Origin of the sequence: Streptomyces sp. NPDC048566 (genome assembly GCF_043199735.1) — a bacterium.
GTDB lineage: Bacteria > Actinomycetota > Actinomycetes > Streptomycetales > Streptomycetaceae > Streptomyces.
In genome coordinates this window covers 163797-186459 of record NZ_JBICWL010000002.1, presented here as the reverse complement: position 1 = coordinate 186459, position 22663 = coordinate 163797, and the positions used below count along the sequence as shown (strand labels likewise).

The 22663-nt window shown below is 74.3% G+C and carries 21 protein-coding genes; 6 read left to right on the top strand and 15 right to left on the bottom strand.

The genetic code is table 11. From position 1 onward, the window contains the following. Positions 1 to 17 precede the first annotated feature (17 nt). From ACGFS9_RS04645 to ACGFS9_RS04610, 8 genes are all read right to left on the bottom strand, one after another. Positions 18 to 938: a sirohydrochlorin chelatase gene (locus ACGFS9_RS04645; RefSeq protein WP_393250838.1), complete on the bottom strand. Its 921-nt coding sequence runs from the start codon at positions 936 to 938 to the stop codon at positions 18 to 20. A 129-nt stretch (positions 939 to 1067) separates the two neighbouring features. Then, complete coding sequence (locus tag ACGFS9_RS04640; RefSeq protein WP_393250836.1) at positions 1068 to 2156, bottom strand: N-acetylglucosamine kinase; 1089 nt, start codon at positions 2154 to 2156, stop codon at positions 1068 to 1070. Next, the gene (locus ACGFS9_RS04635; protein ID WP_393250834.1) at positions 2153 to 2830 is read right to left on the bottom strand and encodes a uracil-DNA glycosylase; all 678 of its coding nucleotides are present in this window, start codon (positions 2828 to 2830) and stop codon (positions 2153 to 2155) included. Before ACGFS9_RS04635 ends, ACGFS9_RS04640 begins: the two co-directional genes overlap by 4 nt. Positions 2831 to 3027: 197 nt before the next feature. After that, positions 3028 to 5094: a HEAT repeat domain-containing protein gene (locus tag ACGFS9_RS04630; RefSeq protein WP_393250832.1), complete on the bottom strand. Its 2067-nt coding sequence runs from the start codon at positions 5092 to 5094 to the stop codon at positions 3028 to 3030. 120 nt (positions 5095 to 5214) lie between these two features. Beyond that, complete coding sequence (locus ACGFS9_RS04625; RefSeq protein ID WP_393250830.1) at positions 5215 to 7020, bottom strand: phosphatidylglycerol lysyltransferase domain-containing protein; 1806 nt, start codon at positions 7018 to 7020, stop codon at positions 5215 to 5217. 358 nt (positions 7021 to 7378) lie between these two features. Next, positions 7379 to 7681 (bottom strand): hypothetical protein, encoded by a 303-nt coding sequence (locus ACGFS9_RS04620; protein WP_393250828.1) that lies wholly within the window; start codon positions 7679 to 7681, stop codon positions 7379 to 7381. 299 nt (positions 7682 to 7980) lie between these two features. Further along, complete coding sequence (locus ACGFS9_RS04615; protein WP_393250826.1) at positions 7981 to 9336, bottom strand: nucleobase:cation symporter-2 family protein; 1356 nt, start codon at positions 9334 to 9336, stop codon at positions 7981 to 7983. A 380-nt stretch (positions 9337 to 9716) separates the two neighbouring features. Beyond that, a complete protein-coding gene (locus ACGFS9_RS04610) occupies positions 9717 to 11096 on the bottom strand; it encodes an FAD-dependent oxidoreductase (protein ID WP_393250824.1) in 1380 nt (459 codons plus the stop codon). Between the two features lie 212 nt (positions 11097 to 11308). On the opposite strand from ACGFS9_RS04610, the gene ACGFS9_RS04605 reads away from it, so the two are divergent. Next, positions 11309 to 11776: a DUF6214 family protein gene (locus ACGFS9_RS04605; protein ID WP_393251263.1), complete on the top strand. Its 468-nt coding sequence runs from the start codon at positions 11309 to 11311 to the stop codon at positions 11774 to 11776. A 148-nt stretch (positions 11777 to 11924) separates the two neighbouring features. On the opposite strand, the gene ACGFS9_RS04600 is transcribed toward ACGFS9_RS04605, so the two are convergent. After that, positions 11925 to 12659 (bottom strand): TetR/AcrR family transcriptional regulator, encoded by a 735-nt coding sequence (locus ACGFS9_RS04600; RefSeq protein ID WP_393250822.1) that lies wholly within the window; start codon positions 12657 to 12659, stop codon positions 11925 to 11927. A gap of 159 nt (positions 12660 to 12818) precedes the next feature. Beyond that, positions 12819 to 13073 carry a hypothetical protein gene (locus tag ACGFS9_RS04595; protein ID WP_393250820.1) on the bottom strand — a complete coding sequence of 85 codons (255 nt, stop codon included), beginning with the start codon at positions 13071 to 13073 and terminating at the stop codon, positions 12819 to 12821. A 251-nt stretch (positions 13074 to 13324) separates the two neighbouring features. Here ACGFS9_RS04595 and ACGFS9_RS04590 point away from each other — a divergent pair, with 251 nt between their 5' ends. Next, entirely contained in the window at positions 13325 to 13570 is a 246-nt protein-coding gene (locus ACGFS9_RS04590) for a DUF2630 family protein (protein ID WP_393250818.1), read from the top strand. Here ACGFS9_RS04590 and ACGFS9_RS04585 read toward each other — a convergent pair. The 4 genes from ACGFS9_RS04585 to ACGFS9_RS04570 all read right to left on the bottom strand — a co-directional run bounded on the left by ACGFS9_RS04585 (position 13558) and on the right by ACGFS9_RS04570 (position 17226). Then, positions 13558 to 14283 (bottom strand): HAD family hydrolase, encoded by a 726-nt coding sequence (locus ACGFS9_RS04585; protein WP_393250816.1) that lies wholly within the window; start codon positions 14281 to 14283, stop codon positions 13558 to 13560. The two genes, ACGFS9_RS04590 and ACGFS9_RS04585, sit on opposite strands and share 13 nt — an antisense overlap. A gap of 231 nt (positions 14284 to 14514) precedes the next feature. Then, positions 14515 to 15450, bottom strand: a complete 936-nt coding sequence (locus ACGFS9_RS04580; protein WP_393250814.1) for a M56 family metallopeptidase — start codon at positions 15448 to 15450, stop codon at positions 14515 to 14517. 106 nt (positions 15451 to 15556) lie between these two features. Further along, positions 15557 to 16183, bottom strand: coding sequence for a DUF5134 domain-containing protein (locus ACGFS9_RS04575; RefSeq protein ID WP_393250812.1), 627 nt, complete (start codon positions 16181 to 16183; stop codon positions 15557 to 15559). A 656-nt stretch (positions 16184 to 16839) separates the two neighbouring features. Then, positions 16840 to 17226 (bottom strand): VOC family protein, encoded by a 387-nt coding sequence (locus ACGFS9_RS04570; protein ID WP_393250810.1) that lies wholly within the window; start codon positions 17224 to 17226, stop codon positions 16840 to 16842. Positions 17227 to 17296: 70 nt separating this feature from the next. On the opposite strand from ACGFS9_RS04570, the gene ACGFS9_RS04565 reads away from it, so the two are divergent. After that, entirely contained in the window at positions 17297 to 17836 is a 540-nt protein-coding gene (locus ACGFS9_RS04565; RefSeq protein WP_393251262.1) for a GNAT family N-acetyltransferase, read from the top strand. A gap of 93 nt (positions 17837 to 17929) precedes the next feature. On the opposite strand, the gene ACGFS9_RS04560 is transcribed toward ACGFS9_RS04565, so the two are convergent. Further along, a complete protein-coding gene (locus tag ACGFS9_RS04560) occupies positions 17930 to 18613 on the bottom strand; it encodes a glycerophosphodiester phosphodiesterase (RefSeq protein ID WP_393250808.1) in 684 nt (227 codons plus the stop codon). A 531-nt stretch (positions 18614 to 19144) separates the two neighbouring features. Between ACGFS9_RS04560 and ACGFS9_RS04555 the strand changes: the two genes are divergently transcribed. Genes ACGFS9_RS04555 through ACGFS9_RS04545 form a run of 3 tightly spaced genes read left to right on the top strand, consistent with a single transcriptional unit; the run spans position 19145 to position 22409 of the window. After that, positions 19145 to 20542, top strand: a complete 1398-nt coding sequence (locus ACGFS9_RS04555) for a DUF6421 family protein (protein WP_393250806.1) — start codon at positions 19145 to 19147, stop codon at positions 20540 to 20542. Between the two features lie 41 nt (positions 20543 to 20583). Then, complete coding sequence (locus tag ACGFS9_RS04550; protein WP_393251261.1) at positions 20584 to 21339, top strand: SDR family NAD(P)-dependent oxidoreductase; 756 nt, start codon at positions 20584 to 20586, stop codon at positions 21337 to 21339. Further along, the gene (locus ACGFS9_RS04545) at positions 21336 to 22409 is read left to right on the top strand and encodes a threonine aldolase family protein (RefSeq protein ID WP_393250804.1); all 1074 of its coding nucleotides are present in this window, start codon (positions 21336 to 21338) and stop codon (positions 22407 to 22409) included. Before ACGFS9_RS04550 ends, ACGFS9_RS04545 begins: the two co-directional genes overlap by 4 nt. The last annotated feature ends 254 nt before the right edge of the window (positions 22410 to 22663 follow it).

Below are 22663 nucleotides of genomic sequence, written 5' to 3'. Positions count from 1 at the left end.
CGGCGGGCGACCGCCGGTCAGCGGACCGGCGCACCCTGCGTCTGCGGCGGCGCGATGCCCAGCGCCGACGTGTACTTGGCCAGGGCGAGCTTGCCGATCGCCGGGTACGGGCCGAGCGCCTCGGCGGCGGGGCAGTCGGCCTCCTTCGCGGCAGCCTCGAGCAGCCCGGCGTCGAGCTCCGGTCCGATCAGATACGGGGCCAGGGCGAGCTGCTGCGAACCGGAGTTGCGCAGTTCCTCCGCGGTGGCCGCGATGGAGCCCTCCTCGTCGAGCGCCGCCGCCATGACGGGCACGGCCAGTCGCGCCGCGAGCAGCATGCCGGTGATCCCGGCGGCCTGCACGGCCTCCTCGCCGCCCACCGCGGCGAGCACGATGCCGTCCGCGGCGGTCGCCACCGTGAACAGGCGGGCGCGGTCGGCGCGCGCCAGGCCGGCCTCGGAGAGCCGCACGTGCAGCGCCTCGGCGAGCAGCGGGTGCGGGCCGAGGACGTCGGTCAGCTCGGCCGCCACCCGGCTCTCCATGACCGCCTGGCGGAGGCGGCGCAGCAGCGCGTTGTCCGGACCGGCGAGCAGCGGCACCACGACGGCCACCGGGCCGTCGGGCTCGGCGACGTCGGAACCGGCGGCGCGGGCCTGCTCGAAGCGCGCGGAACGCTCCTCCGCGGCACGGGCCAGCACGGACGGCAGCGCGGGGAACTCGTCGTCCCCGTCCAGGTACCCGATCCGGGCGTCGAGGCCGGGGAGCTCGGAGCGCGCGATGCTCACGACCTCCTCGGCGAGGCTGCGCGTGGCGGCGCTGGGGGTGCCCGGCACCGCGAGGACGAGCGCGGGCGCGCCCTCGGGAGCCGCCAGGGGTTCCGGACGGCGGTGCCGCCCGGGCTGGCGGGGTCGCGGCATTCGTACTGGCAGGCCGGACGCGGGCCCAGTGGGGGAGCTCATGGCGCCGCATGTTACTGGCTTCCCGGGCTCCCCTGTTCGGGGAGGGTGCAGGTGAGCGGTATCCGTCCGGTTTTGTCTGATGAGTTACGTGCCGATCGGATGTGATCGGTACTCGTGCACTTGTCGTTCCTATGGCGCCTTGAGGCCATCGATTTCCGGATAGGGCTTTTCGGCCACCACGGACAGCATCCGGTCGTCCCGGGGGAGCGCGAGCCGCCCGTCCGCCAGATCCGCGGCGATCCGCAGGGCTCCGGCGAGCGGGTCTCCCGCGGCGGACGCGGGCACGGCGTGCGGGACCAGGGCGGCCAACTCCGTTCGCAGCGGCGCGAGAAGCGGTTCGCCCGTCTTGAACAGGCCGCCGGTGAGGGCGAGGAGAGGGGCGCCGCCGGCCGGGCAGACGGCCGCCGCCGACTCGGCGATGCACCGGGCCGCCGCACCCAGGATGCCGGCGGCCACCGGATCGGACCCGGCGAGCGCGGCGACCGACGGCGCGAAGGAGGCGAGCACGGCCGCCCGGTCGCTGCGCGGGTAGAGGCCGGCCGGCAGGTCCCGCATCGGCCCGAACACCTCCTCCGCCCGGGCCAGCAGAGCGGTCGACCCGCCCGCACGCCCGTCGAGGGCCCGCAGGGCCGCCTCCAGACCGGCCCTGCCGATCCAGGCGCCGCCGCCGCAGTCGCCGAGCAGATGGCCCCAGCCGTCGGCCCTGCGCCACGTTCCCAGGTCCGTCCCGACGGCGATCATGCCGGTGCCCGCCGCCACCACCACGCCGGCCCGCGGGCCGAGGGCCCCCGTGTAGGCGGTCACCGCGTCGGCCGCCAGCGCGACCCTCCGTACGCCGAGTTCCCGCTCCAGGGCGGCGGGCAGGTCCTGGCGCAGTTCGTCGCCGAGCGTGGCGAGGCCGGCGGCGCCGACGGCGACGGCCCCGAGTCGTTCGGCGCCGCCGGCGTCGAGCAACCGGCGCGCCATCGGCAGGAGTTGCTCCATCAGGTGCCGGGCCGAGATGCCCCGTGCCCCGGTGCGGACCGGTTCGCGTGAGGTCAGGGCGGCGCCGAGCGCGGCCGGCGCGGTGTCGGCCGCCGCGTCCTGGCCCGCCGTGTCACCGGCACCTCCGGACCGGGCCAGGGCGACGCGCAGTCCGGAGCCGCCCGAGTCCACGGCCAGCACCAGTCGCCGCCCGGCCCCGGCCGGGTGGGCGCGATGTCCGGCCGCGGCTGTCACGGCAGGCGCCAGTCCACCGGCTGGGCTCCCTGCCGCACCAGCAGGTCGTTGGCCCGGCTGAACGGCCGCGAGCCGAAGAATCCGCGGTCCGCCGACATGGGGGACGGGTGGGAGGACTCCACCGACGGCAGGTCCCCGAGCAGGGGGCGGAGGTTGCGGGCGTCGCGCCCCCACAGGATCGACACCAGAGGCCGCCCGCGGGCCGCCAGTGCCCGGATCGCCTGCTCGGTGACCTCCTCCCATCCCTTGCCGCGATGCGCCGCGGGCTTGCGGGGAGCCGTGGTCAGCGCCCTGTTCAGCAGCAGCACGCCCTGGCGCGTCCACGGCGTGAGGTCGCCGTCTGCCGGCTGGGGCACCCCGAGATCGGTCGTCAGCTCGCGGTAGATGTTGAGCAGGCTCGGCGGGAGCGGGCGCACCTGTGGGGCCACGGAGAACGACAGGCCCACCGCGTGCCCGGGGGTGGGGTAGGGGTCCTGCCCGACGATGAGGACCCGGACCTCGTCGAAGGGCTGCTGGAACGCGCGCAGGACGTTCGCGCCGGCCGGCAGGTAGGTGCGTCCCGCGCCGATCTCCGCGCGCAGGAAGTCGCCCATCTCGGCGATCCGCCCGGCGACGGGGTCCAGGGCCTTCGCCCAGCCCGGTTCGACGATTTCGTGCAACGGTCGTGGTGCCACGGCGTCACCCTACTGCCGTACACGGCACGGAGATCAACCGGTGTCGTCGGACGATCACGACTGACCGTTTCCCGGTGCTTCGCGGGCTCCTTGGACAACACGGCCTCCGCCGCCGGGCGTTGGGGCTCGTCCCGCGACCGGCACGCGTGGCACGGGCCCGCTCCCGAGGGTGCCGCGGGCGCCGCCGCCCGCGCCGGCTACCCGCCCTCCAGCACCGCGCGGCAGTCCCGCAGCAGCATCTCGTCCTCCAGGACGTCGTGACTGCCATGGCCGCCGGAGCGGGCCCGGTGGCGCCGGGGGCAGGCCAGTTCCGCGGCGACGAGGTCGTGCGCGGGGGCGCCCGCGCCGCCCATCCGGACGAGGCAGGCGGCGACCGTGCCCCGGGTGTGCGGGTTCTCGCGCCACACGGCGCGGAACACCGGCAGGACGGGCTCCGGATCCGCGGTGATCTCCCAGATCGCGCGGGCCGCCGCCGTCCGTTCCCAGACGCCGGAGCCGGGACCCGTCAGGCTCCGCAGTCCCGGAAGGGCGGGCGCGGCGGCAGGTCCCATGCGGGCCAGCGCGTCGGCGGCCGGCCGGGAGCCGCCCACCGGCGCGCGGGCCGCCAGCCCGCGGAGCAGGGCCGGCAGGACGGCCTCCGCGTCCCCCTCCACCGACCACAGCGCCGCAGCCGCCGCCGCGCGGTTCTCGCCGGTCAGCAGGTCCCGCAGCACGGGTATCGCCTCCCGGGACGCCGGCCCGAACGCGGCCAGCGCGGCGGCCAGGGTCCGCACGTGCGCGTCCCGGGTCCGCAGGTCGCGGGGGACGGCCCGCAGCAGCCGCAGCACCTCGGGGACGGCGGCGCCGTCCCCGAGGGAGCCGAGGGCGGACACCAGGGGAGCTGCCCGCCCGAGCGCCTCCGGGTCTCCGGGCGGGATCTCCGCGAGCCGGTCCCGCAGCAGCGGGGCCAGGGGCAGCGCGGCGGACCCCAGGTGGCGTACGGCGTGAGCGGTCTCGGCCGGCACCGTCGGTCCGCGCAGCACCTCGGCGAGTGCCGGCACGGCGCGCGCGTCCCCCGTCCGGACCAGGGCCCGCAGGGGGCCGCCCAGCGTCGCCGCCCCGCGGCCCCAGGAGTCCGGATCGGAGGCGACGAGCGCGGCGAGCGGGTCGGCCGCCGGTCGTGCGAGCGTGAAGAGGAACTCGAGGACCGACACCGCCGCCTGCCGCAGCCGCTCCTCCTCCGAGGCCACCTGCTCGCCGATCAGGGCGACGGTCTCCGTGTAGTCGGCACGCCACTCGCGGAACAGGCCGGCCGACATCCACACGGCGTTGCACCGGTCGGCCGTGTCCGTGCCGCCGAGCTGCCCCGCGAGCAGGGCGATCCGGTCCGCGGTACGGGCGCCCAGGGCCGTGTGCAGGGTACGGAGCAGCCGGGCGCCCTCCTCGTCGGCCGGGCGCAGCCGGCGCAGCCGGCCGATCAGGGTGTCGGTGGCGGTCCGTGCGGGCTCTCGCGGCGGCCGGGACGTCCGCGACCGGCTGCGGACCAGCGACACCACGGTCGGCACGAGGTCGGCGGGCAGCCTGCCCGGGGCGCACAGGGCCAGTTGCCCCAGGGCGGCGAGGCGCACGGCCGGCTCGTGCGGAGCGGCGCCCAGCGACACCAGCAGGTCGACCGCCGGCGCCCGGTGTGCGGGGTGCAGCCTCACGAACAGCCCGAGCCCCTCGACCAGGGCGAGGCGGACCCCGTCGTCCTGCTCGTCGGCGAGCCGTTGGCCCAGCAGGGCCAGGACGCGGTCGGGCGCCTGGTGGAACCGGACGAGCGCCGTCGGCACGGCACGGCGCACCTCCGGGTCGCCGTCCACCACGAGGTCCAGGAAGACCGGGGCACCCGCCCGGACCGCCGCGCGCGCCCGGGCGCGGTTGTCCGCGGGGTGCGCCGGGCCAGGTGGGCCGGGCCGGGCGGAAACGGGTGCCTCCTCGGCACCCGTCCGGCCTGCGGGGTCCCCGTCGTCCGCTCCGCCGATGCTGGCGAGCAGCTCCGCGATGCCGCCGCGGTCGGCGAGCCCGGGGCGGCGCAGCAGACCGAAGAGGAAGGGGACGGACGCGAGCGTCGAGTCGTACACGCCGCCCTGGTGGTGCACCGCCCCGTACATCCCGTCGAGCGCCGTCTGCCGTTCACGGGGGTGCGGCGAGGCCAGGCCCCGCAGCAGATCCGGCACGTCCGCGGCACTCCCGTAGGCATGCTCCATCGAGGCCCAGTCGACCTCGTCGATCCCCCTGAACACGGCATCCTCCCCAGGCGTACGGCCAATGATCGTGAGTGTGCACCACGCCACTGACAGTGACGCCCCGAGGTCGTCCCGTCGACGGCCGGAACCCGGCCAACTCCCGTGAGAACGGCCGCTTTACGACGGTCGGCCGGCGCGCCCGGGGCGCCGGGCGGGGAACCGGGGGAGCGCCGGGGGCGCGAGGAAGCCCTCGGCCCGGGCCGCCGCGACGCCGATGCGGGGGAGGTCCGCGCTCTTCTCGAAGAGCAGATAGCGCGGCTCCCAGACCGGCCGGTACTTGGCGTTGGCGCGGTAGAGGGATTCGAGCTGCCACCAGCGGGACAGGAAGGTCAGCACCGAGCACCACAGCCGCAGCACCGGGCCCGCGCCCAGCCGCGTCCCCCGTTCGAAGACGGAACGGAACATGGCGAAGTTCAGGGACAGCCGGTCGACGCCGATCTCGTCGGCGCGCAGCAGGAGTTCGGCCACCATGAACTCCATGAGCCCGTTGTCGCAGTCGCGGTCCCGGCGCATGAGGTCCAGGGACAGTCCCCGTTCCCCCCAGGGCACGAAGCTGAGCACGGCCCGCGCCGTCCCGTCGCCGTCCCGGCACTCCAGCATCACGCACCGGCCGTCCGCCGGGTCGCCCAGCCTGCCGAGGGCCATCGAGAAGCCGCGCTCGGTCTCCCCGTCGCGCCACTGGTCCGCGCGGTCCGTCAGTACGGACATCTCCGCCTCGGGGATGGCCTCGTGCCGCCGGACCCGGATGGTGTACCCGGCCCGCCGGACCCGCTTGTGCGCCTGCCGGACCCCTCGCATGGCGCGTCCCTCCAGGGTGAATTCGGCCGTCTCCACCACGGCCTCGTCGCCGAGTTCGAGCGCGTCCATGCCGTGCCGGGCGTACACGGTCCCGGCCTCCTCGCTCGCGCCCATCACCGCGGGGGTCCACGCGTGCCGCCGCGCCTCGCGCAGCCAGGCGTCGATGGCGCCGGGCCACGCCTCCGGGTCGCCGATGGGATCGCCGGACGCGAGCGTCACGCCTCCGACGACGCCGTAGGCGATCGCCGCCTTGCCGCTCGGCGACCAGATCACCGCCTTGTCGCGGCGCAGCGCGAAGTAGCCCAGCGAGTCCCGCTCCCCGTGCCGTGCCAGCAGCGCGCGCAGCCGCGCCTCGTCCTGCTCCCCGAGGAGTTCGAGTCCCCGCGGTGAGCGGAAGCACGCGTAGAGGACCAGCAGGAACGTACCCGCCGTCAGTCCGTTGACCAGGACGTCCACCCAGCGCGGCGCCGCCACGGTGTCGAAGCGGTCGGCGAGCGGACCGACGCTGACGCCGCGGAGCAGGGTGTACGCGATCCGGTCGCTCAGCGGGGTTCCCGGCACGCGGTTGGTGGCGCTCACGAGGGCCGTTCCGAGCGCGGTGCCGACGAGCAGCCCGCCGGCACCGACGGCCAGCGCCAATCGCGGGTTCGAGCGGTCCCCGACGGCGTGGAACTCCCTCCGCCCCAGCAGCAGCGCGACGACGAACAGGCCGGTGAGCAGCACCGAGAGCCAGTTGAACCAGTGCTGGCGGTAGCGGTCCTGGGTCAGCGCGGCGCCGTAGAGCACCAGGAGCGGGCCGGCCAGCAGCAGGTTGAAGATCCACGCGGCCCGCTTGCGGCGGCGCATCACGATCGCGAGGAAGAGGGCGAGCGCTGCGGAGACCAGTCCGGCGGTGGCCAGATAGGGGGTGAAGTACTCGCCCGCGTTGTGCTCGTGGACCTCCTCGCCGAACGGCAGCGAGACGACCGCGACGACGTTGAGCACGGCGAGCAGTCTCAGGTACCGGACGGTGGACACCGCGGCCCGCCGCCGGACGGCGCCGCCGCCCCGGTCCGCCGTGGACGCCTTCCTGCGCGCGTCGGGGGTTCGTGGTTCCTTGGCGGGCGCTGACTGTTGTACGGACACCGTGGAGCATCACCTTGGAGAGCGGCCGGGCGAACCGGTGTGAGTGGAAGGCGGAAGCACTACATGGTGTAGGGAAGGCCCGGGTCGGCGCTACGCGGGAGCGGGTTGCGGGGGTAAGGGAGTGGTGTGAATCGACGCGCCGGGGCAAGGGGCGCGGGCGGCAGCGTCCGTTCGCTCACCACCCGAGCGCCGGGGCGGGCGGACGGCCTCGCGCGGCGTGCACGGCGTTCGGGGCGTCCGCGGGGGTATTCCTTCGACGGGTCGCCGAGCGTCGTCGGCTCCGGCGGACGAGCGCCGTCTGTGCCGCCGACGTCGGGCGGGGTGCCTCGGGAGGCGTCCATCTGCCGCCCGACGGCCTTCAGTTGGGGCGGGACTTGTCCAACTGCCCGCCCGGGCAGGGGTCGCGGGGATCACCGGTGGGCCGACCGCGAGTGGCGGCCCACCACAGCAGGTCGCCCGTCGCGGCTCCCGCCGCCACGAGGGCCGCGATGACGCCGGCCATGGTCAGCCCGTCGCCGAGGTGCGGGCGTCCGTGCAGGGCGTGCAGGTCGAATCCGCACAGGTGGTACACGCCCACCGCGGCGATCCCCAGACTGGGCACGAGCAGTGCCAGCACGGACGCCGGACCGCGTTCCGTGCGTCCGGCGTCACGTTCCCTCACAGGTTCCCCCTGACGTACGACGCTCTCACCCGGGGGAACCTACAGCACGTAGGGTCGCCCCGCGTGGCCTTGTTCCCATTGTGTCCGCCGGGTACCCCGGGGTCGGCCGGTCACGCACCGGCGTGTCGGGGAGGGCGGTCAACGGGCCTGCCGGCGGCAGCAGTTCGCGTCCGGTCCACGAGAGCCGTCGCCTGAACGGCGTCGGTCGTGCCCCGGTGGGACCACCGGGGCACGACCGACGCGTCCGGGGGCGCGGGCGGTACGGAGCGCCTGCCGCCGGGCCGAGGGGACCCGGACGGTCAGGCGGTCGCCGAGGCGGCCCCCTTCCCTCCTTCGATCGCCGGTTCGCGCTCCGCGCCGGGTGTGTGGTTGAAGAGCAGGTTGAGGACGATCGCCGTCACGCACCCCGCGCTGATACCGCTGTTCATGACCGTCTGGAACCAGTCGGGGAACCGGTCGTAGACGCCGGGCACCCCGACCGGGAGCATGCCGATCGCGACCGAGACCGCCACCACCGTCAGATTGCCGTTGCCCCGGTAGTCCACCGTCGCCAGCGTCCGCACGCCGCTCGCCGCGACGGTTCCGAACATCACCAGGCCGGCGCCGCCGAGTACGGGCGCGGGTATCGCGGCGACGACCGCGCCGAGCTTCGGCAGCAGTCCGAGCACCACGAGGATGCCGCCCGCCGCGGCGACCACCCACCTGCTGCGCACGCGGGTCATGCCCACCAGGCCCACGTTCTGGGCGAACGCCGTGTACGGGAACGTGTTGAAGACCCCGCCGAGGACCGTGGACAGACCGTCCGCCCGCAGGCCGTCGGCGAGGGTGCGCGGTTCGACGGGCCGACCGGTCATCTCGCCGACCGCGATGAAGTCACCGGTCGTCTCGGTCATCGTCACCAGCGCCACGACGAGCATCGACACGATGGCGGAGACGTGGAAGGCCGGCGCCCCGAAATGGAACGGCGTGCTGATCCCCACCCAGTCGGCGTCCCCGACCCCGCCGAAGTCCGTGAAGCCGAACGGCACCGCCACCGCGAGTCCCACGGCGATGCCCACGAGGACGGCGATCCGGCTCAGAAACGCGGGCGCGAACCGCTGGACGCCGAGCACGACGGCCAGCACGAACGCCGCGAGGGCCACGTTCCGCGGCTCCCCGAAGTCCTTCGACCCGGCGCCTCCGGCCGCCCAGTTGCCCGCGACGGGCAGCAGCGAGACGCCGATGACGAGGATGACCGTGCCGGTGACCAGTGGCGGGAAGAAGCGCAGCAGCCGTCCGAACACCGGGGCCAGCAGGACGATCGCGAGGCCCGCGACGATCACGGACCCGTAGATCGCGGGCAGTCCGCCGCCCGTCGTGCCGATGAGCACCATCGGCGAGACGGCGGCGAAGGTGCAGCCCTGCATGATCGGCAGGCGTACACCGAAGCGCCAGAAGCCCACGCACTGGACGAGTGTCGCGATCCCGCACACCAGCAGGTCGGCGGTGATCAGATAGGCGAGGTCGGCGGGCGGCAGCTTCATCGCGCCGCCCACGATCAGCGGCACGGCCACCGCGCCCGCGTACATCGCGAGCACGTGCTGGAGCCCGAAGGCGGCCAGATGGCGTACGGGTGGAACCTCGTCGACGGGATGCACGGGAGCGGTGCTTGCCATGGGCACTCCTGAGGCTGCGGGGTGGCAGGGGGCGTCCGGGCGGTCGGCGCACGCCCGGACAGCACGAGACCGTAGGCGCCTTGAACAGTTTGTTGATTTCCGGACTGTTGCCGGTGTGTGTCCTGGTGAACGGCCCCGCCTCCCGCTGCTCGGCCCGGGGCCCGGTACCGAGAGGCGGTGATCCTCCAAGGCCCTCGCCCCTCCACCGACTGCGCCCTCGCGAAGGGAACCGAACCTGCGCGCCCGGCCGGCCGTCGTGCCTCCCCTCGACGGCGGGGCGCGCCGATCGGGGAACCTGTCGGGCAGCCCGCAGCCCGCAGCCTGCGAGCGGTCGGGCGAGCCGCCGGAACTCCGCCCCGCTCCCGCAGGCCGGCGGGCCTCTACGGGGCGGACGACGGCCGCTCCGGTCCCGGAGACCGGTCCGCCCGCGCCGCGGCCCACAGCGCGTCCCAGTCCGGCAGTTTGACCCGGCGCCGACCGAGCCGCGCGCCGAGGTCGGACTCCGCCCGCTCGATCGCCTGCCACCCCGACCACGCGACGGGCCGCACGCCGGCCGCCCGCAGGGCGTCCAGCGGGTCCGCGGCGATCCGGCGGCGCAGCAGGACGGGAGCGTCCTCGAGCAGCGAGGCCACCGTCTCCTTGGCGCACGGCCGGTTGGACCCGATGACCCCGGTCGGGCCGCGCTTGATCCAGCCCGCCACGTACGCGCCCGGGACGACGGCGCCGTCCCGCACGACCCGCCCGGCCAGGTTCGGAACCGTGCCGAGGACCGGGTCGAAGGGCAGTCCGTCGAGCGGCGTCCCCCGGTAGCCCACGGAACGCAGCACCAGATCCGCCGGGATCTCCTCGAACCGCCCCGTTCCGGTGACCCCGCCCGCCCCGTCCGGTGCCGTCCGCTCGAAGCGCACGGCGCCCACCCGCCCGCCGTCCGGGAGGATCTCGACGGGACGGAGGAAGAAGCGCGGGCGGATGCGCCGGGCCCGGCCGAGGGGCGGCGCGTCCGCCCAGCCCCGCAGCACCTCCACGTTCCGGCGCCGCGCGGCGGGCAGGCCGGAGGGGTCGAGCCATGCCGGATCCAGGGCCGGTTCGGAGGGGTCCACGACGACCTCGACGTCGGGCAGCGCACCCAGTTCGCGCAGCTCCTTGGTGGTGAACCGGGCCTGCGAGGGGCCGCGCCGGCCGACCATGCTGATGTCGGTGATCCGACTGGCCCCGAGGGCGGCGAGCGCCGCCTCGGGCATGTCGGTGGCGCTGAGCTCGTGCGCTCCCCGCGCCAGGATGCGGGTCACGTCCACGGCGACGTTGCCCACCCCGATGACGACGGCCGACCGCGCCCCGCGCACGAAGGAGCCGGCCGCCGCGTCGGGGTGCGCGCTGTACCAGGACACGAACGCGGTCGCCGACCAACTGCCCGGCAGGTCCTCGCCGGGGATGCCGAGACGGCGGTCGGTGGCCGCGCCGACGCAGTACACGACCGCGTGGTACATCTCCCGCAGGCGGGCGACCGGTACCCCGCCGGGGCCGATCTGCACTCCACCGAGGAACCGCACCCGCTCGTCCTCCAGCACCGTCCGCAGGTTGTCCTGGAGGGACTTGATCTTCTCGTGGTCGGGCGCCACCCCGTAGCGCACCAGGCCGTAGGGGCACGGCAGCCGGTCCAGGACGTCGACCCGGACGTCGGGCGGACCGTCGCGCCGGACGAGTTCCTGCGCGCTGTAGACCCCGCTGGGCCCCGAGCCGACCACGGCGACATGCAGCACGGCGGTACTCCTCACCCGAGGGACCGGAAGATCGCGGACGTGAGAGCGCTGGCCCTTCCAGGATCGCACCCGGGGTGCTCCGCTGACAGGGTGCTGCACCGGCCGGCGGCGCGCGTGTCCGTTCGTATGGAATGTGATGATGCGGTTACGTTCCGTATGTGCTAGAAGCATCGTTCCTTAATCTGTCCGACCGCTGCCGTACGGACGGCACGGTGTCGGTGTGGCCCGCCTGGCAGGTCCGTCAGGACGGGGCCGCCACCTCCTGGTTCCATGTCCGGCTGGCCTTCGGTGACGGCGCCCGGGTCGACCTGCTCGCCGTGCTGTCGGAGGCCGGCCTGTCGGTCGAGGACGTGCGGGCGGAGCCGCCCCTGTCGCTGGAGGATCTCGCGGCGGTCGCCGACTGGGTGGAGGAGCCGCTGTTCGAGGCGTGCGGGCGCAGGCTCGGCGCGGACGACGGCCAGGGCGGTGGACGGGCGGCCCGCCGGGCCCGGCCGGCCTGGCCCTGCGGCGCCGAGGGCCGGCGGCTCGTGGCCGACGAGTACCGCACCGCGCAGGAGGAGGGCGCCGACCCCGTGCTCGCCGTCATGGACGCGACCGGGCACAGCCGCCGCACGTCGCTGCGGCTGATCGCCGGGGCCCGGGACGCGGGCCTGCTGACGCCTCGTCACGCCCGTCGCTGACCCGGGCGGAGGGCGACGGGGCTGCCGGGCGCTCCTCGGCGGACGCGGGCGGTGGGCCCGGCGGCGGTGCCGGTCCCGTCGTGGGCGCGTTGTTCCCGCCGGGACCGGCGTGTCCGGCGCGGGGCTCGTCGGGACGTCCGGGCCGGCCTCAGCGACCCGCCGCGTCGGGCCGCTGCGGCTGGTCGTCCGCCGGCGCAGGTCCGGTCTCGAAGAAGCGGGAGAGATCCGCTCGCCGGGCGCCGTGCGGGTCCTGGGAGCCTCGGTCGGGGCCCGCGTCGGGCGAGGGGTCGGTGTCGGGTGGTACCCCCAGCTCCCATTCCAGCGCGTACCGTGCGAACAGTTCGGCGCGCAGGACCGGGACCTTCATCGGCACGCCCGGCACGAGCGCGGCGTACACCGCGCCCATGAGCAGGGCGCGCAGCATCGGGTAGTCGGCCGTGACCTGTGTCGAGCCGTACGCGGCGACGGTCGCGCCGAGCAGTTCGGAGAGGTGCCGCTGCTCCGGGCACTGGACGAATCCCTCGGCCTGGAGCAGCCCCGCCATGTGCTGGCGCATGAGCACCGGCTGGTCGCGGGCGAGTCCCAGGATGGCGTCGATGGCGCGCGCCATCCGCTCCCTGCCGTCCTCGCTGCGCGGCTCGCGGTCGAGCGCCTCCTGGAGGGTGCGGTGCATCAGCCGGTGCACGGCGGACTGCACGAGCTGCCGCTTGCCCGGGAAGTAGTAGGACACCAGACCGCGGGCCGATCCCGCCCGGTCCGCGATGTCCCCGAGGGTCGTCGCGTCGTAGCCCCGCTCGCTCACCAGCTCCACCGCGGCCTGCAGCAGCCGTTCCCGGGAACGCCGCCGCAACTCTTCATTGACCGAGGCGCTTCGCGGGGACATGCTGTAACTCCTGCGTTGACTGGCTGCCAGCCAACTATACTCAACGCGTCCGGACCGAGCCCTCCGCGGGCCGCCTCCGGGCTGCCGTCCACCTGGGGCGACGCGGGGGATCGCCTCAGGTGGGACGCGGCAGCTTGGCTGCGCCGGGTCGGCGGTGCCTCACGGGCCCACTTCCCGGAGCGCCTCCTGGTCTGCCTCCTCGTCCGCCCGCGCCCGAGCCTCCGGCGCGGAGTCGCCGCGCGTGCGGATCAGGACCCGACGCCAGCTGCCGACCGTGTACCAGCCCGTGGACAGGCTCAGCAGCACGTTGCCGGCCAGGGATTCCCTGTCCCGGCTGAGCGCGGCGTTGTGGAGGGCGGCGCCGCTCACGTACGTGAGCAGCCCGGCGAGCAGGATCCAGAGTGCTGTCTTCAAGAGAACCTCGTGACACGTGCGATGGAGGCGCCAACCTAGTCGCGTCTGCCACATGGCGAGGTGTTTGACCCGATGTGGCGCAAGCTTGACCGTCGTCGGCCGATCAGGTGCGGGAACGATCTCCTGCGGTAGGCGCAGTCCGTCGGGCGCCGGCACGAACCGCACGGCGGCGCCGCTCGGGCGCCCGCATCGTTCGCCGAGGTCCCGTGTCCTCCATAGAGTGGCCTGGAGGCCGGAGGAGGCACAGGGACATGGATCAAGAACAGATCCTGACCAGGATCACGGCGATGGTGGACGACGAGCGGCGGTTGCGCGACGCCGTGGCGGCCGGGGAGATCGACGGCCCCACGGAACAGGCGCGCCTCGCGGAGCTGGAGCGCGAACTCGACCAGTGCTGGGATCTGCTGCGCCGACGGCGTGCGAAGGCCGAGTTCGGCGAGAACCCGGACGAGGTTCAGCCGCGGTCGTCGGAGCAGGTCGAAGGCTATCTGGGCTGAGACGGGCCGACCGGGCCGCCGGTCAGGTCGAGCACGGCCCGCAGCGCGTCCGGTCGGTCCGCGACGGGCCGGTGGCCGACGAGGTGCACCGAGCAGCCCAGCGCCGCGGCCCCGCCATCGGCCCGCGGGTCGTCGCCGACCATCAGCGTGTCCTCGGGGGCGGCGCCGAGCGCGGAGCAGGCGATCGCGAACAGCCGGGGGTCCGGCTTCTGGATGCCCTGCTCGTACGACAGCACGTAGGTGTCCACGTGGCGGTCGAGGCCGTGGGCCCGGAACACGGGCCGCAGATCCCAGCCGATGTTGCTGACGACGCCGACCGGGACCCCGCGCTCGCGCAGGGCGCCGAGCACGTCGGCGGCGTCGGCGTAGGGGCTCCAGGCCGCGGGTGTCATGTGGCGCCGGTACAGCGCGTCGTGCAGGGCCGGGTCGGGCAGGGGCACCCGCCGGGAGAGACCGGTGTACGCCCGCCGGTGTTCCGCGGCGCTCCGGTCGCGGGCCGCCCACACGGCGTGCAGGTCCGCCGGGACCGGCCTCGCCGGCTTGGCGCCGCCGGGCAGGGCGCCCGCGGACTCCAGTTCCCGAGCCGTGCGCACCACCTCCTCCTCGGGCAGGTCGTGTCCCGCCTCGGCGAGCACGGCACGCAGCCAGGACTCGGTCGGCTCGACACGGAAGAGCGTCCCGGAGAAGTCGAACAGCACGGCCTCGACGGTCATGGGGTGAATCCTTCGGCGGTCGAACTCCCCGGTCAAGAGGGCCTCGGCACCCACCGCTCACGGGGATGGCGGTGAGGGGCGGGATTGTCGCTGCGACGATCCCGCCGCCCGGTGCGCCCCCGCGGCCGGCCTACCCCGGGGCGCACGCCGGGCGTCGTCCCGTCTCCCGCCGCCGTGCGCCGGAAGACGGGCCTTCCCGCAGGGTGCCGTCGGCCGGCGGTCGTCGTCGGGCTAGGCCAGGGCCCGCAGGCCCGGGACGAACGCCACCAGGACCGGGACCACCGGCACCAGGGCGGCCGCCGCCGTCAGCTGGAGCCGGCGCGTGGCCGTGAGCCGGTGCCGCGGGGTGAGCAGCCGGTCCACGCGCTCGGGGACCTGCGCGCCCGGGGTCGGGCACGGTCCGAACACCCCTCGGTCCTCGTTGAGTTCGACCAGGGCCAGCGCGATCGTCAGCCGGCCGAAACGCCGTGACGCCACATCGTCCGCCGCAAGTTCCACCAGGCGGTGCATCTCGGCCCGGAACGCGGCGAACACCGGCACCTGGGGGAAGCCGTTGGCCAACGCGCCCGAACAGTGCAGCAGCCAGTCGTGGCGGGCCCGTGCGTGCCCCTGCTCGTGGGCGAGCACGGCGTCGAGCCGGCGCCCCTTCAGGCGCCGCAACGCGCCGGTGGTGATGATCAGTTGGGGCGCCGCGCCGGGCAGCCACCAGGCGTCGGGGCGGTCCCCCTCCAGGACGACGAGCCGGTCCGCGCCGGGCTCCTCGCCGGGCAGCAGCGGGGCCCGCACCAGCAGTTCACGGCGGCTGCGGTGGCGCCGACGGCGTGCCCGGAAGACCTCCCGGGCCAGCATCGCCACCGTCCAGGCGCCCCCGCAGGCGAGCGTGACCGCCGTGGTCGCGGCCCAGGCGCTGCCGACGCCCGGCGCGTAGGCGTCCACGACGGGTGCCGGTGCGCCGTCGAAGACGTGGCCGCGCACGGCGGCCCAGGCGGCGGCCGCGGAGAGGGTCATCGACAACGCGCAGCACAGCAGCACCGCCGCCACCACGCACTGCCACACCCACAGGGCGACCACCGGCTCCCGGTCCGGCCAGTCCGCCCGGGCGAGCAGCCGCGGGGCGACCACGGCGACCAGGGCGCCGAGCAGCAGCAGTGCCGCGGGGACCATCATGGGCGGAAGCCTATGAGCGGGGCGTCTCCGCTGGATACGGTCCGCGACGGCAAGTGACGTACGCCACGGGCTTCGTGGCGGCCTCCGGGGCGCGGGCGCCGGCCCGTCACAGGGTGAGCAGCATGGCCAGCATGGCGATCCCCATCGACAGGCGGCAGGCCTGCGAGAGTTCGGGCCGGTCCCCCCATCCGACGGAGCGCCGCCCCGCCCGCCCTCTGGTGCCGGTGCCGGTGCCGGTGCCGGTGCCGGGCCCGGCACCGTGGTCCGCCGCCACGGGCCGGCCGGCCGGGACGGTCGCCGGGAGCAGGCGGGCGCCCGCCCTCAGCACGTAACCGGTGAAGTAGAGGAGGAGAGCCGCGGTGAGGACCGGCACCCCGGCTCCGCCGTGGCCGTGTCCGTGATGGCCCGGCGACAGCGACATCACCGCGGACATGTAGGCCATCGCGACCGCGCCCATCAGGTGGTGCATCCGGTGCGGACTCGTGCGGGCGGTCCGCAGACCCCGCAGGGCCGCCGCGCCGAACACCGCCAGATAGACGAACCACGCCCAGCGGGGCGGGGTCACCACCGCCGCGGGCACGGCCATCGCGGCCATCCCGAACCCCATCAGCGCCTCGGCGCCGGCGCTGCGCCGCTGTTCCGCGACGGGGCTGCGCAGGCGCAGCAGGCAGTAGGCCCCGGTGGCCGCGCACAGCGCGACCAGCAGCCATCCGGGCGAAGCCGGTTCGTACACCGTGGAGCCTCCCCGCTCGACGGCGCCCGACGTACGGCGCCGCGCATCCGACATGCGACGCCCGGTCGGTCAGGGCATGCCCCGGGGGAGAGGGGCGCAAGCGAGCGCAAGGGTGTACGCGGGGGAGCGCGGGAGGTGCGTCGCTGCCGGGGCGTCTGCCGGGCGGCCCCGGCGCTGCCGATCGTCGAGGGCGGGGGAGCGCAGCCGCCCGGCGCGCCGATGACCGGCCCGGTCGTTGCTCCCTGCGCCGGGCCCTGGTCGGCTTGACCGCTGCCGCTGCCGCTGCCGCTGCCGCTGCCGCTGCCGCTGCCGCTGCCGCTGCCGCTGCCGCTGTTGCTGTTGCCGCGGGTACGGGCAGGGATCGGTGGGGCGGCGACCGGGCGGCTCGTCGACGCCGCGAAGACACCGGTGACCGCCGGGCCGCCCGCGTCCGGTTCACGGGCGCGGGACACGAGCCGGCCGAGGCGGCGGCGTCCTTCGCTGGCCGATCGTCCGGGAGATGGCCGCCTGAGCCGTCGCCGGGGCTCGGCGGCAAGGTGAACCGGCCTTCCTCCCGGGCGATTCGCCGGCCCGGCTCGCCGGGCCCCGGTCTGCGGCGGGGCTGACGGCGCGCCACGTGCCGGGCCCGCGCCGTGCTCGCGGGCCCGGGTGCCCGCTCAGGGCCGGTAGCGCAGTGGATGGTCGGCCGGTGTCTCCACCAGCACGATCTCCGTCCCGTCCGGGTCCGCGATCCACATCTCGATCAGGCCCCACGGCTCGCGCACCGGCGCACGCGCCACCTCGACACCGGCGGCCACCAGCTCCGTGTGGACGGCGGCCACGTCCGCCACCTGGAGCCACAGCTTCAGGGCGGGGGAGGGGGGTGCCGCGGACCGGCCGGCGACCTCCAGGAAGCCGCCGCCGAGGAAGTACACGGTGCCGCGCTCGGGCCCCGTACCGAACTCGCGGTAGACGGCCAGACCGAGGGTGCCGCCGTAGAAGGCGCGGGACCGCTCCGGGTCGGTGGGGCGCAGGAGGATGCGGCTGCTCAGTACATGCACCATGCGGCGGCATCATAGGCGCGGGTTACGCTCGGGCGTGCACGAGCCGCGCCACCGAACGGAGAACCGCTCCATGGAGACCGCCGCCACCGGCCTGACCTTCCGCGACGCCGAGGACGCCGACGTGGACGTCCTGGTCGCGCTGATCGAGTCGGCGTACCGAGGCGACGCCAGCCGCGCCGGCTGGACCACGGAGGCCGACATCCTGGAGGGACAGCGGATCGACCCCGAGGGCGTCCGTGCCGTCATCACGGCCCCCGGCAGCCGGCTGCTGACGGTCGAGCGGGACGGCGCGGTCGTCGCCTGCTGCCAGCTGGAGCACCGCGGTGACCACGCCTATTTCGGCATGTTCGCGGTCAGCCCGGCTCTCCAGGGCGGCGGTCTCGGCAAGATGATCATCGCCGAGGCGGAGCGTGCCGTCCGCGCGACCTGGGGCGTCGACGCGATGCACATGACCGTCATATCGGTACGCGAGGACCTCATCGCCTGGTACGAGCGCCGCGGCTACCGCCGTACGGGACGGATGACGCCCTTCCCGTACGGCGACGAGCGTTTCGGCATCCCGCAGCGCGACGACCTGCGCTTCGAGCTGCTGGTCAAGCCGCTCGGCTAGGGCGGGTCGCGAACGTCCCGACCGCCGGCCGGACCGTCGCGGCACGCACCGGGCCCGGCCGGTGCGGCGGGCCCGTGCGTCACCGGCCGCGGGTCACGCGGTGAAGCGGCCGGTGCGTTTGATCTCGGGGTAGTCGGTCGTCGCGCCGTCCAGCTCCAGCGCACGCACCAGTCGCAGGTGGTCCTGGGTGTTCACGACCCAGCCGATGATCCTGAGTTCCGCCTCGCGCGCCTTCTCGACGACCTCCAGGGTCAGCCGGCGGATGTCGAGGCACACCGACTCCGCACCGACCTCCACCGCGCGCTCCACGACGTCCACGCCGAACCGGCCGGCGATGAGCGCGGTGCGGACGCCCGGGACCAGCCGGGAGATCTCGGCGACCGCCTCGTCGTGGAACGACGACACCTCCACCCGGCCCACCAGGTCGCGCCGGTGCATGACCTCGGCGAGCGCCCGGGCCGCCGCGACGTCCTTGATCTCGGCCTGCAACGGGCAGGAGACGGCGTCCAGGACCTCCTCGAAGACCGGAACGCGCTCGCCGCGCCCGGCGTCCAGGGCGCGCAGCTCCGCGAGGGTCTTCTCCGCGACCGGCCCCGAACCGTCCGTCGTACGGTCCACGTCGGCGTCGTGCATGACGACGAGAGCGCCGTCCTTGCTCAGATGCAGGTCGAGTTCGATCACGTCGAGGCCGGCGTTCTGCGCGGCGGTGAAGGACCGGAGGGTGTTCTCGGGCTCGACGCCCATCACTCCGCGGTGACCGATGGTGAGGAAGTTCAAGACGCGACTCGCTTCCGTCGACGGCGGCTCGGCTCGCGCGTGGGTGCGGCGGAGCCGGCCACGCGGCAGGGCCGCAGCCTAACGGCCCGGGGGTGCGATGTACCCGCTCCTACGCCGGGCAAAGAGGATGTCGCACGGGGAGGATCCGCCCCGCGCCGCCGCGCGGGACACCGGGCGGCGGGGAGTCCGCCGTGGCGAAGCCCACGTTCCGCGAGCGCGCCGGGTCGGGGTGCCGCGACGGCCTCGTGCGGGCCGCGCTTCTCGGCGCCGCGTCCCCCGATTCCCTTGTTCTGCGGCGGAGTTGGCTTCCGGAGCGACCCCGCCCGGACGGTCCGCGCGCGGGTGCGGAGAGGGGCTTCGGTGGCTTGCCCGGCGTCGCCTACCCCATGTCACCGTCTTCACTCCCTCCGACAGGAAAAAGAGCGGTGAACGAGAGGGTGCGCAGGATAATCTCTCGGATCCCCTCTTGCGGGAAGGAACCTCGTATACATACGGTGTGCATACGCGAGGTTCTCCTGTGGAGGGTGGGACATGACGGAAATGCTTGTGCAGGTGGGTACGGAGGATCGGATTCCTCCCGTTGCCAGGGTGGTGGAGCACCCGGCATGGCCCGTGCTCAAGGATGCCGTCGAGGAGATCCGGCCCTGGCAGTCGAAGGACGGCTCCATCGACTTCGAGGCCGACGGCGCCCCGGACGCCTCCGACGTCGACCTCGCGGTCCGCCGCGCGATAGACGCCGTCGAGCGCCTCTCGCCGCTGCTGCCGCACGACGCGGCCTACCACGAGGCCCTGGTGAAGGACCTGCGCCGCTGGGCCGACACCGGCTACCGCGTGCCGGACTTCCTGGACTCGCTGCTGGCCTTCCAGCCCGCGGCCCGTCGCGAGGACGGCCTGCAGCACCTGGTCGTCTTCCCCATGTACACGCAGAACGGCAACCCGGACCGCAACTTCGAGGCGGTCGTCCTGCGCATGGTGTGGCCCGACTGGCTGGCCGAGCTGGAGCGCACGCGGTACGACAACCCGCTGTTCTGCGGCATCACCTTCGAGGACTTCACCGCGGGCTACGACACGAACTCGGCGGTGCTCTTCCCGGAGACCATCGCGGTCCGCGAGGCCCCCGAGCGCTTCTCCTGGGGCGGCATCTTCTGCGACCGCGAGGCCGCGCGCTTCCGGGCCGTCACCCACGCCGCCGTGGACACCCTGGGCCTGGAACTGCCCGAGGACATCGCCGCGATGGTCGACGACCAGGCGCGCTGCGAGCAGGCCTTCGTCCTGTGGGACATGGTCCACGACCGCACCCACAGCCACGGGGACCTGCCCTTCGACCCCTTCATGATCAAGCAGCGCCAGCCGTTCTGGATGTACGGCCTGGAGGAGCTGCGCTGCGACCTCACCGCCTTCAAGGAGGCCGTGAAGCTGGAGGCCGAGGGCAACGCGCACGGCCGTGACGTGCAGTACGCGGTGCTGTTCGACCGGATGTTCCGCTTCCCCGTCACCGGCGACCGCGTCCGCAACTACGACGGTCTGGGCGGCCAGCTCCTCTTCGCCTACCTGCACAAGCACGACGTCGTCCGCTGGACCGACAACAAGCTGCACATCGACTGGCAGCGCGCCCCCCAGGTCACCAACGAGCTGTGCGGGGAGATCGAGGACCTGTACCGGGCCGGCATCGACCGCCCCAAGCTGGTCCACTGGTTCAAGGCCTACGAGCTCGTCTCCACCTACCTCGCCCCGCACCCCGGGTCGCGCTGGGCCAAGGGCCCGGACGCCCTCGACCTGTCCCTGCCGCCGCGCAAACTGGTGGACGACGTGCTTCCGGACGAGTTTCCCCTGAGCATGTTCTATGAGGCGCTCGCCAAGAAGCTGAAGAACGTGATCGCCTCCACCAAGGGCATCACGGCGGCGGACTCCGAGCGGATCGCCGCGTGACCGACCGCGGTACCGAGATCATTGCTCAGGAGGCGAAGACCATGGGGAACGGGGCTCTCAGCGGTGCGGTGATCGCGGTGGCCGGAGCGGGTGGACCCGCCGGCCGCGCGGCGCTGCTGCGGCTCGCCGAGGCGGGCGCGACCGTCATCGGCGCGGACAACGACCCGGAGCGGCTGGCGGAGGCCGTCGACGCGGCCCGCTACGCGCACGGCGGCTCCACCGTCGTCGGCGACACCGTCGACCTGCTCGACCTGCAGTCCACCCGGGACTGGGCCGAGCGCATCGAGAAGGACTTCGGCCACGTGGACGGCCTGGTCCACCTCGTCGGCGGCTGGCGCGGCAGCGAGACCTTCACCAAGACCGTCCTGGACGACTGGGACCTGCTCGAACTGCTGCTCATCCGTACCGTGCAGCACACCACCCTCGCCTTCCACGAGGCGCTGCAGAAGAGCGAGCGCGGCCGGTACGTGCTGATCAGCGCCGCCGGCGCCAGCAAGCCGACCGCCGGGAACGCCGCCTACTCCGCCGCCAAGGCCGCGGCCGAGGCGTGGACCCTGGCCATGGCCGACTACTTCCGCAAGGCCGGGATCGCCGAGGGAGCCGACGGCGCCACCTCCGCTGCTGCCATCCTGGTGGTGAAGGCGTTGGTGCACGACGCGATGCGCGCCGAGCGACCGAACGCGAAGTTCGCGGGCTTCACGGACGTCAAGGATCTCGCCGAGTCCATCGTCGACGTCTGGGACCGGCCCGCCGGTGAAGTGAACGGAAACCGTCTGTGGCTGACCGAGAAGCCGTGAACCCTCCGAAGACCGACGCCCGGCGCCATCACGACCCGGCCGTCCGCGGCTTCGCCAGCGACAACTACGCGGGGGCCCACCCCGAGGTGCTCGCCGCCCTGGCCCTGGCCAATGGCGGGCACCAGGTCGCGTACGGCGAGGACGACTACACGGAGAATCTCCAAGGCGTCGTCCGCAGCCACTTCGGCGCGGGTGCGGAGGCCTTCCCCGTCTTCAACGGCACCGGCGCGAACGTGGTCGCCCTCCAGGCGGTCACCGACCGCTGGGGCGCGGTGATCTGCGCGGAGAGCGCGCACATCAACGTCGACGAGGGCGGCGCCCCCGAGCGCATGGGCGGCCTCAAACTGCTCACCGTGCCCACCCCGGACGGCAAGCTCACCCCCGACCTCATCGACCGGCAGGCGTACGGCTGGGACGACGAGCACCGCGCCATGCCGCAGGTCGTCTCGATCACCCAGAGCACCGAACTGGGCACGCTGTACACGCCCGAGGAGATCCGCGCGATCTGCGAGCACGCCCACGGGCACGGGATGCGGGTGCACCTGGACGGGTCCCGGATATCCAACGCGGCCGCGTCGCTGGACGTGCCCATGCGCACCTTCACCAACGCGGTCGGAGTGGACATCCTCTCGCTCGGCGGCACGAAGAACGGCGCGCTGTTCGGCGAGGCGGTCGTCGTCATCAACCAGGACGCCGTCCGTCACATGAAGCACCTGCGCAAGCTGTCGATGCAGCTCGCCTCGAAGATGCGCTTCGTCTCGGTGCAGCTCGAAGCGCTGCTCGCCAAGGACCTGTGGCTGCGCAACGCCCGGCACGCCAACGAGATGGCGCAGCGGCTCGCCGAGGGAGTCCGCGCGGTGCACGGCGTGGAGATCCTCCACCCCGTGCAGGCCAACGCGGTCTTCGCGCGGCTGCCGCACGACGTGACCGAGCGGCTCCAGAAGCGCTACCGCTTCTACTTCTGGGACGAGGCCGCGGGCGACGTCCGCTGGATGTGCGCCTTCGACACCTCGGAGGACGACGTCGACGGCTTCGTCGCCGCGCTCAAGGAGGAGATGGCCCAGCGCTAGCAGGGCAGCCCTCCGCCCCGCACGGCATCAGGCGGTCATCCGGGAGTCCACGGACTCCCGGATGACCGCTTCGCTCTGCCCTCCCGCAGTCCGCAGTCCGCAGTCCCTGTGCCCGTACGTCCGGTGGGCGAGGGAAACAGGGGAAGCCGCCCCGAAGAGTCCAATGGGCTGGACCCTGTGGTGCGGTAGGCTGAACGGCACCCGGCCGCACTCGCCGTCCGCTCCGCCGTCGACCGGCCGTCCCCGTGGGAGAC

What these genes read in the sequence shown, in the direction of transcription:
- ACGFS9_RS04585 (WP_393250816.1), bottom strand. Translation starts at nt 14,283, where the DNA reads ATGACCGTCGAGGCCGTGCTGTTCGACTTCTCCGGGACGCTCTTCCGT.
- ACGFS9_RS04615 (WP_393250826.1), bottom strand. Translation starts at nt 9,336, where the DNA reads ATGGCAAGCACCGCTCCCGTGCATCCCGTCGACGAGGTTCCACCCGTA.
- ACGFS9_RS04565 (WP_393251262.1), top strand. Translation starts at nt 17,297, where the DNA reads ATGGAGACCGCCGCCACCGGCCTGACCTTCCGCGACGCCGAGGACGCC.
- ACGFS9_RS04570 (WP_393250810.1), bottom strand. Translation starts at nt 17,226, where the DNA reads ATGGTGCATGTACTGAGCAGCCGCATCCTCCTGCGCCCCACCGACCCG.
- ACGFS9_RS04550 (WP_393251261.1), top strand. Translation starts at nt 20,584, where the DNA reads ATGGGGAACGGGGCTCTCAGCGGTGCGGTGATCGCGGTGGCCGGAGCG.
- ACGFS9_RS04555 (WP_393250806.1), top strand. Translation starts at nt 19,145, where the DNA reads ATGACGGAAATGCTTGTGCAGGTGGGTACGGAGGATCGGATTCCTCCC.
- ACGFS9_RS04580 (WP_393250814.1), bottom strand. Translation starts at nt 15,450, where the DNA reads ATGATGGTCCCCGCGGCACTGCTGCTGCTCGGCGCCCTGGTCGCCGTG.
- ACGFS9_RS04645 (WP_393250838.1), bottom strand. Translation starts at nt 938, where the DNA reads ATGAGCTCCCCCACTGGGCCCGCGTCCGGCCTGCCAGTACGAATGCCG.
- ACGFS9_RS04600 (WP_393250822.1), bottom strand. Translation starts at nt 12,659, where the DNA reads ATGTCCCCGCGAAGCGCCTCGGTCAATGAAGAGTTGCGGCGGCGTTCC.
- ACGFS9_RS04590 (WP_393250818.1), top strand. Translation starts at nt 13,325, where the DNA reads ATGGATCAAGAACAGATCCTGACCAGGATCACGGCGATGGTGGACGAC.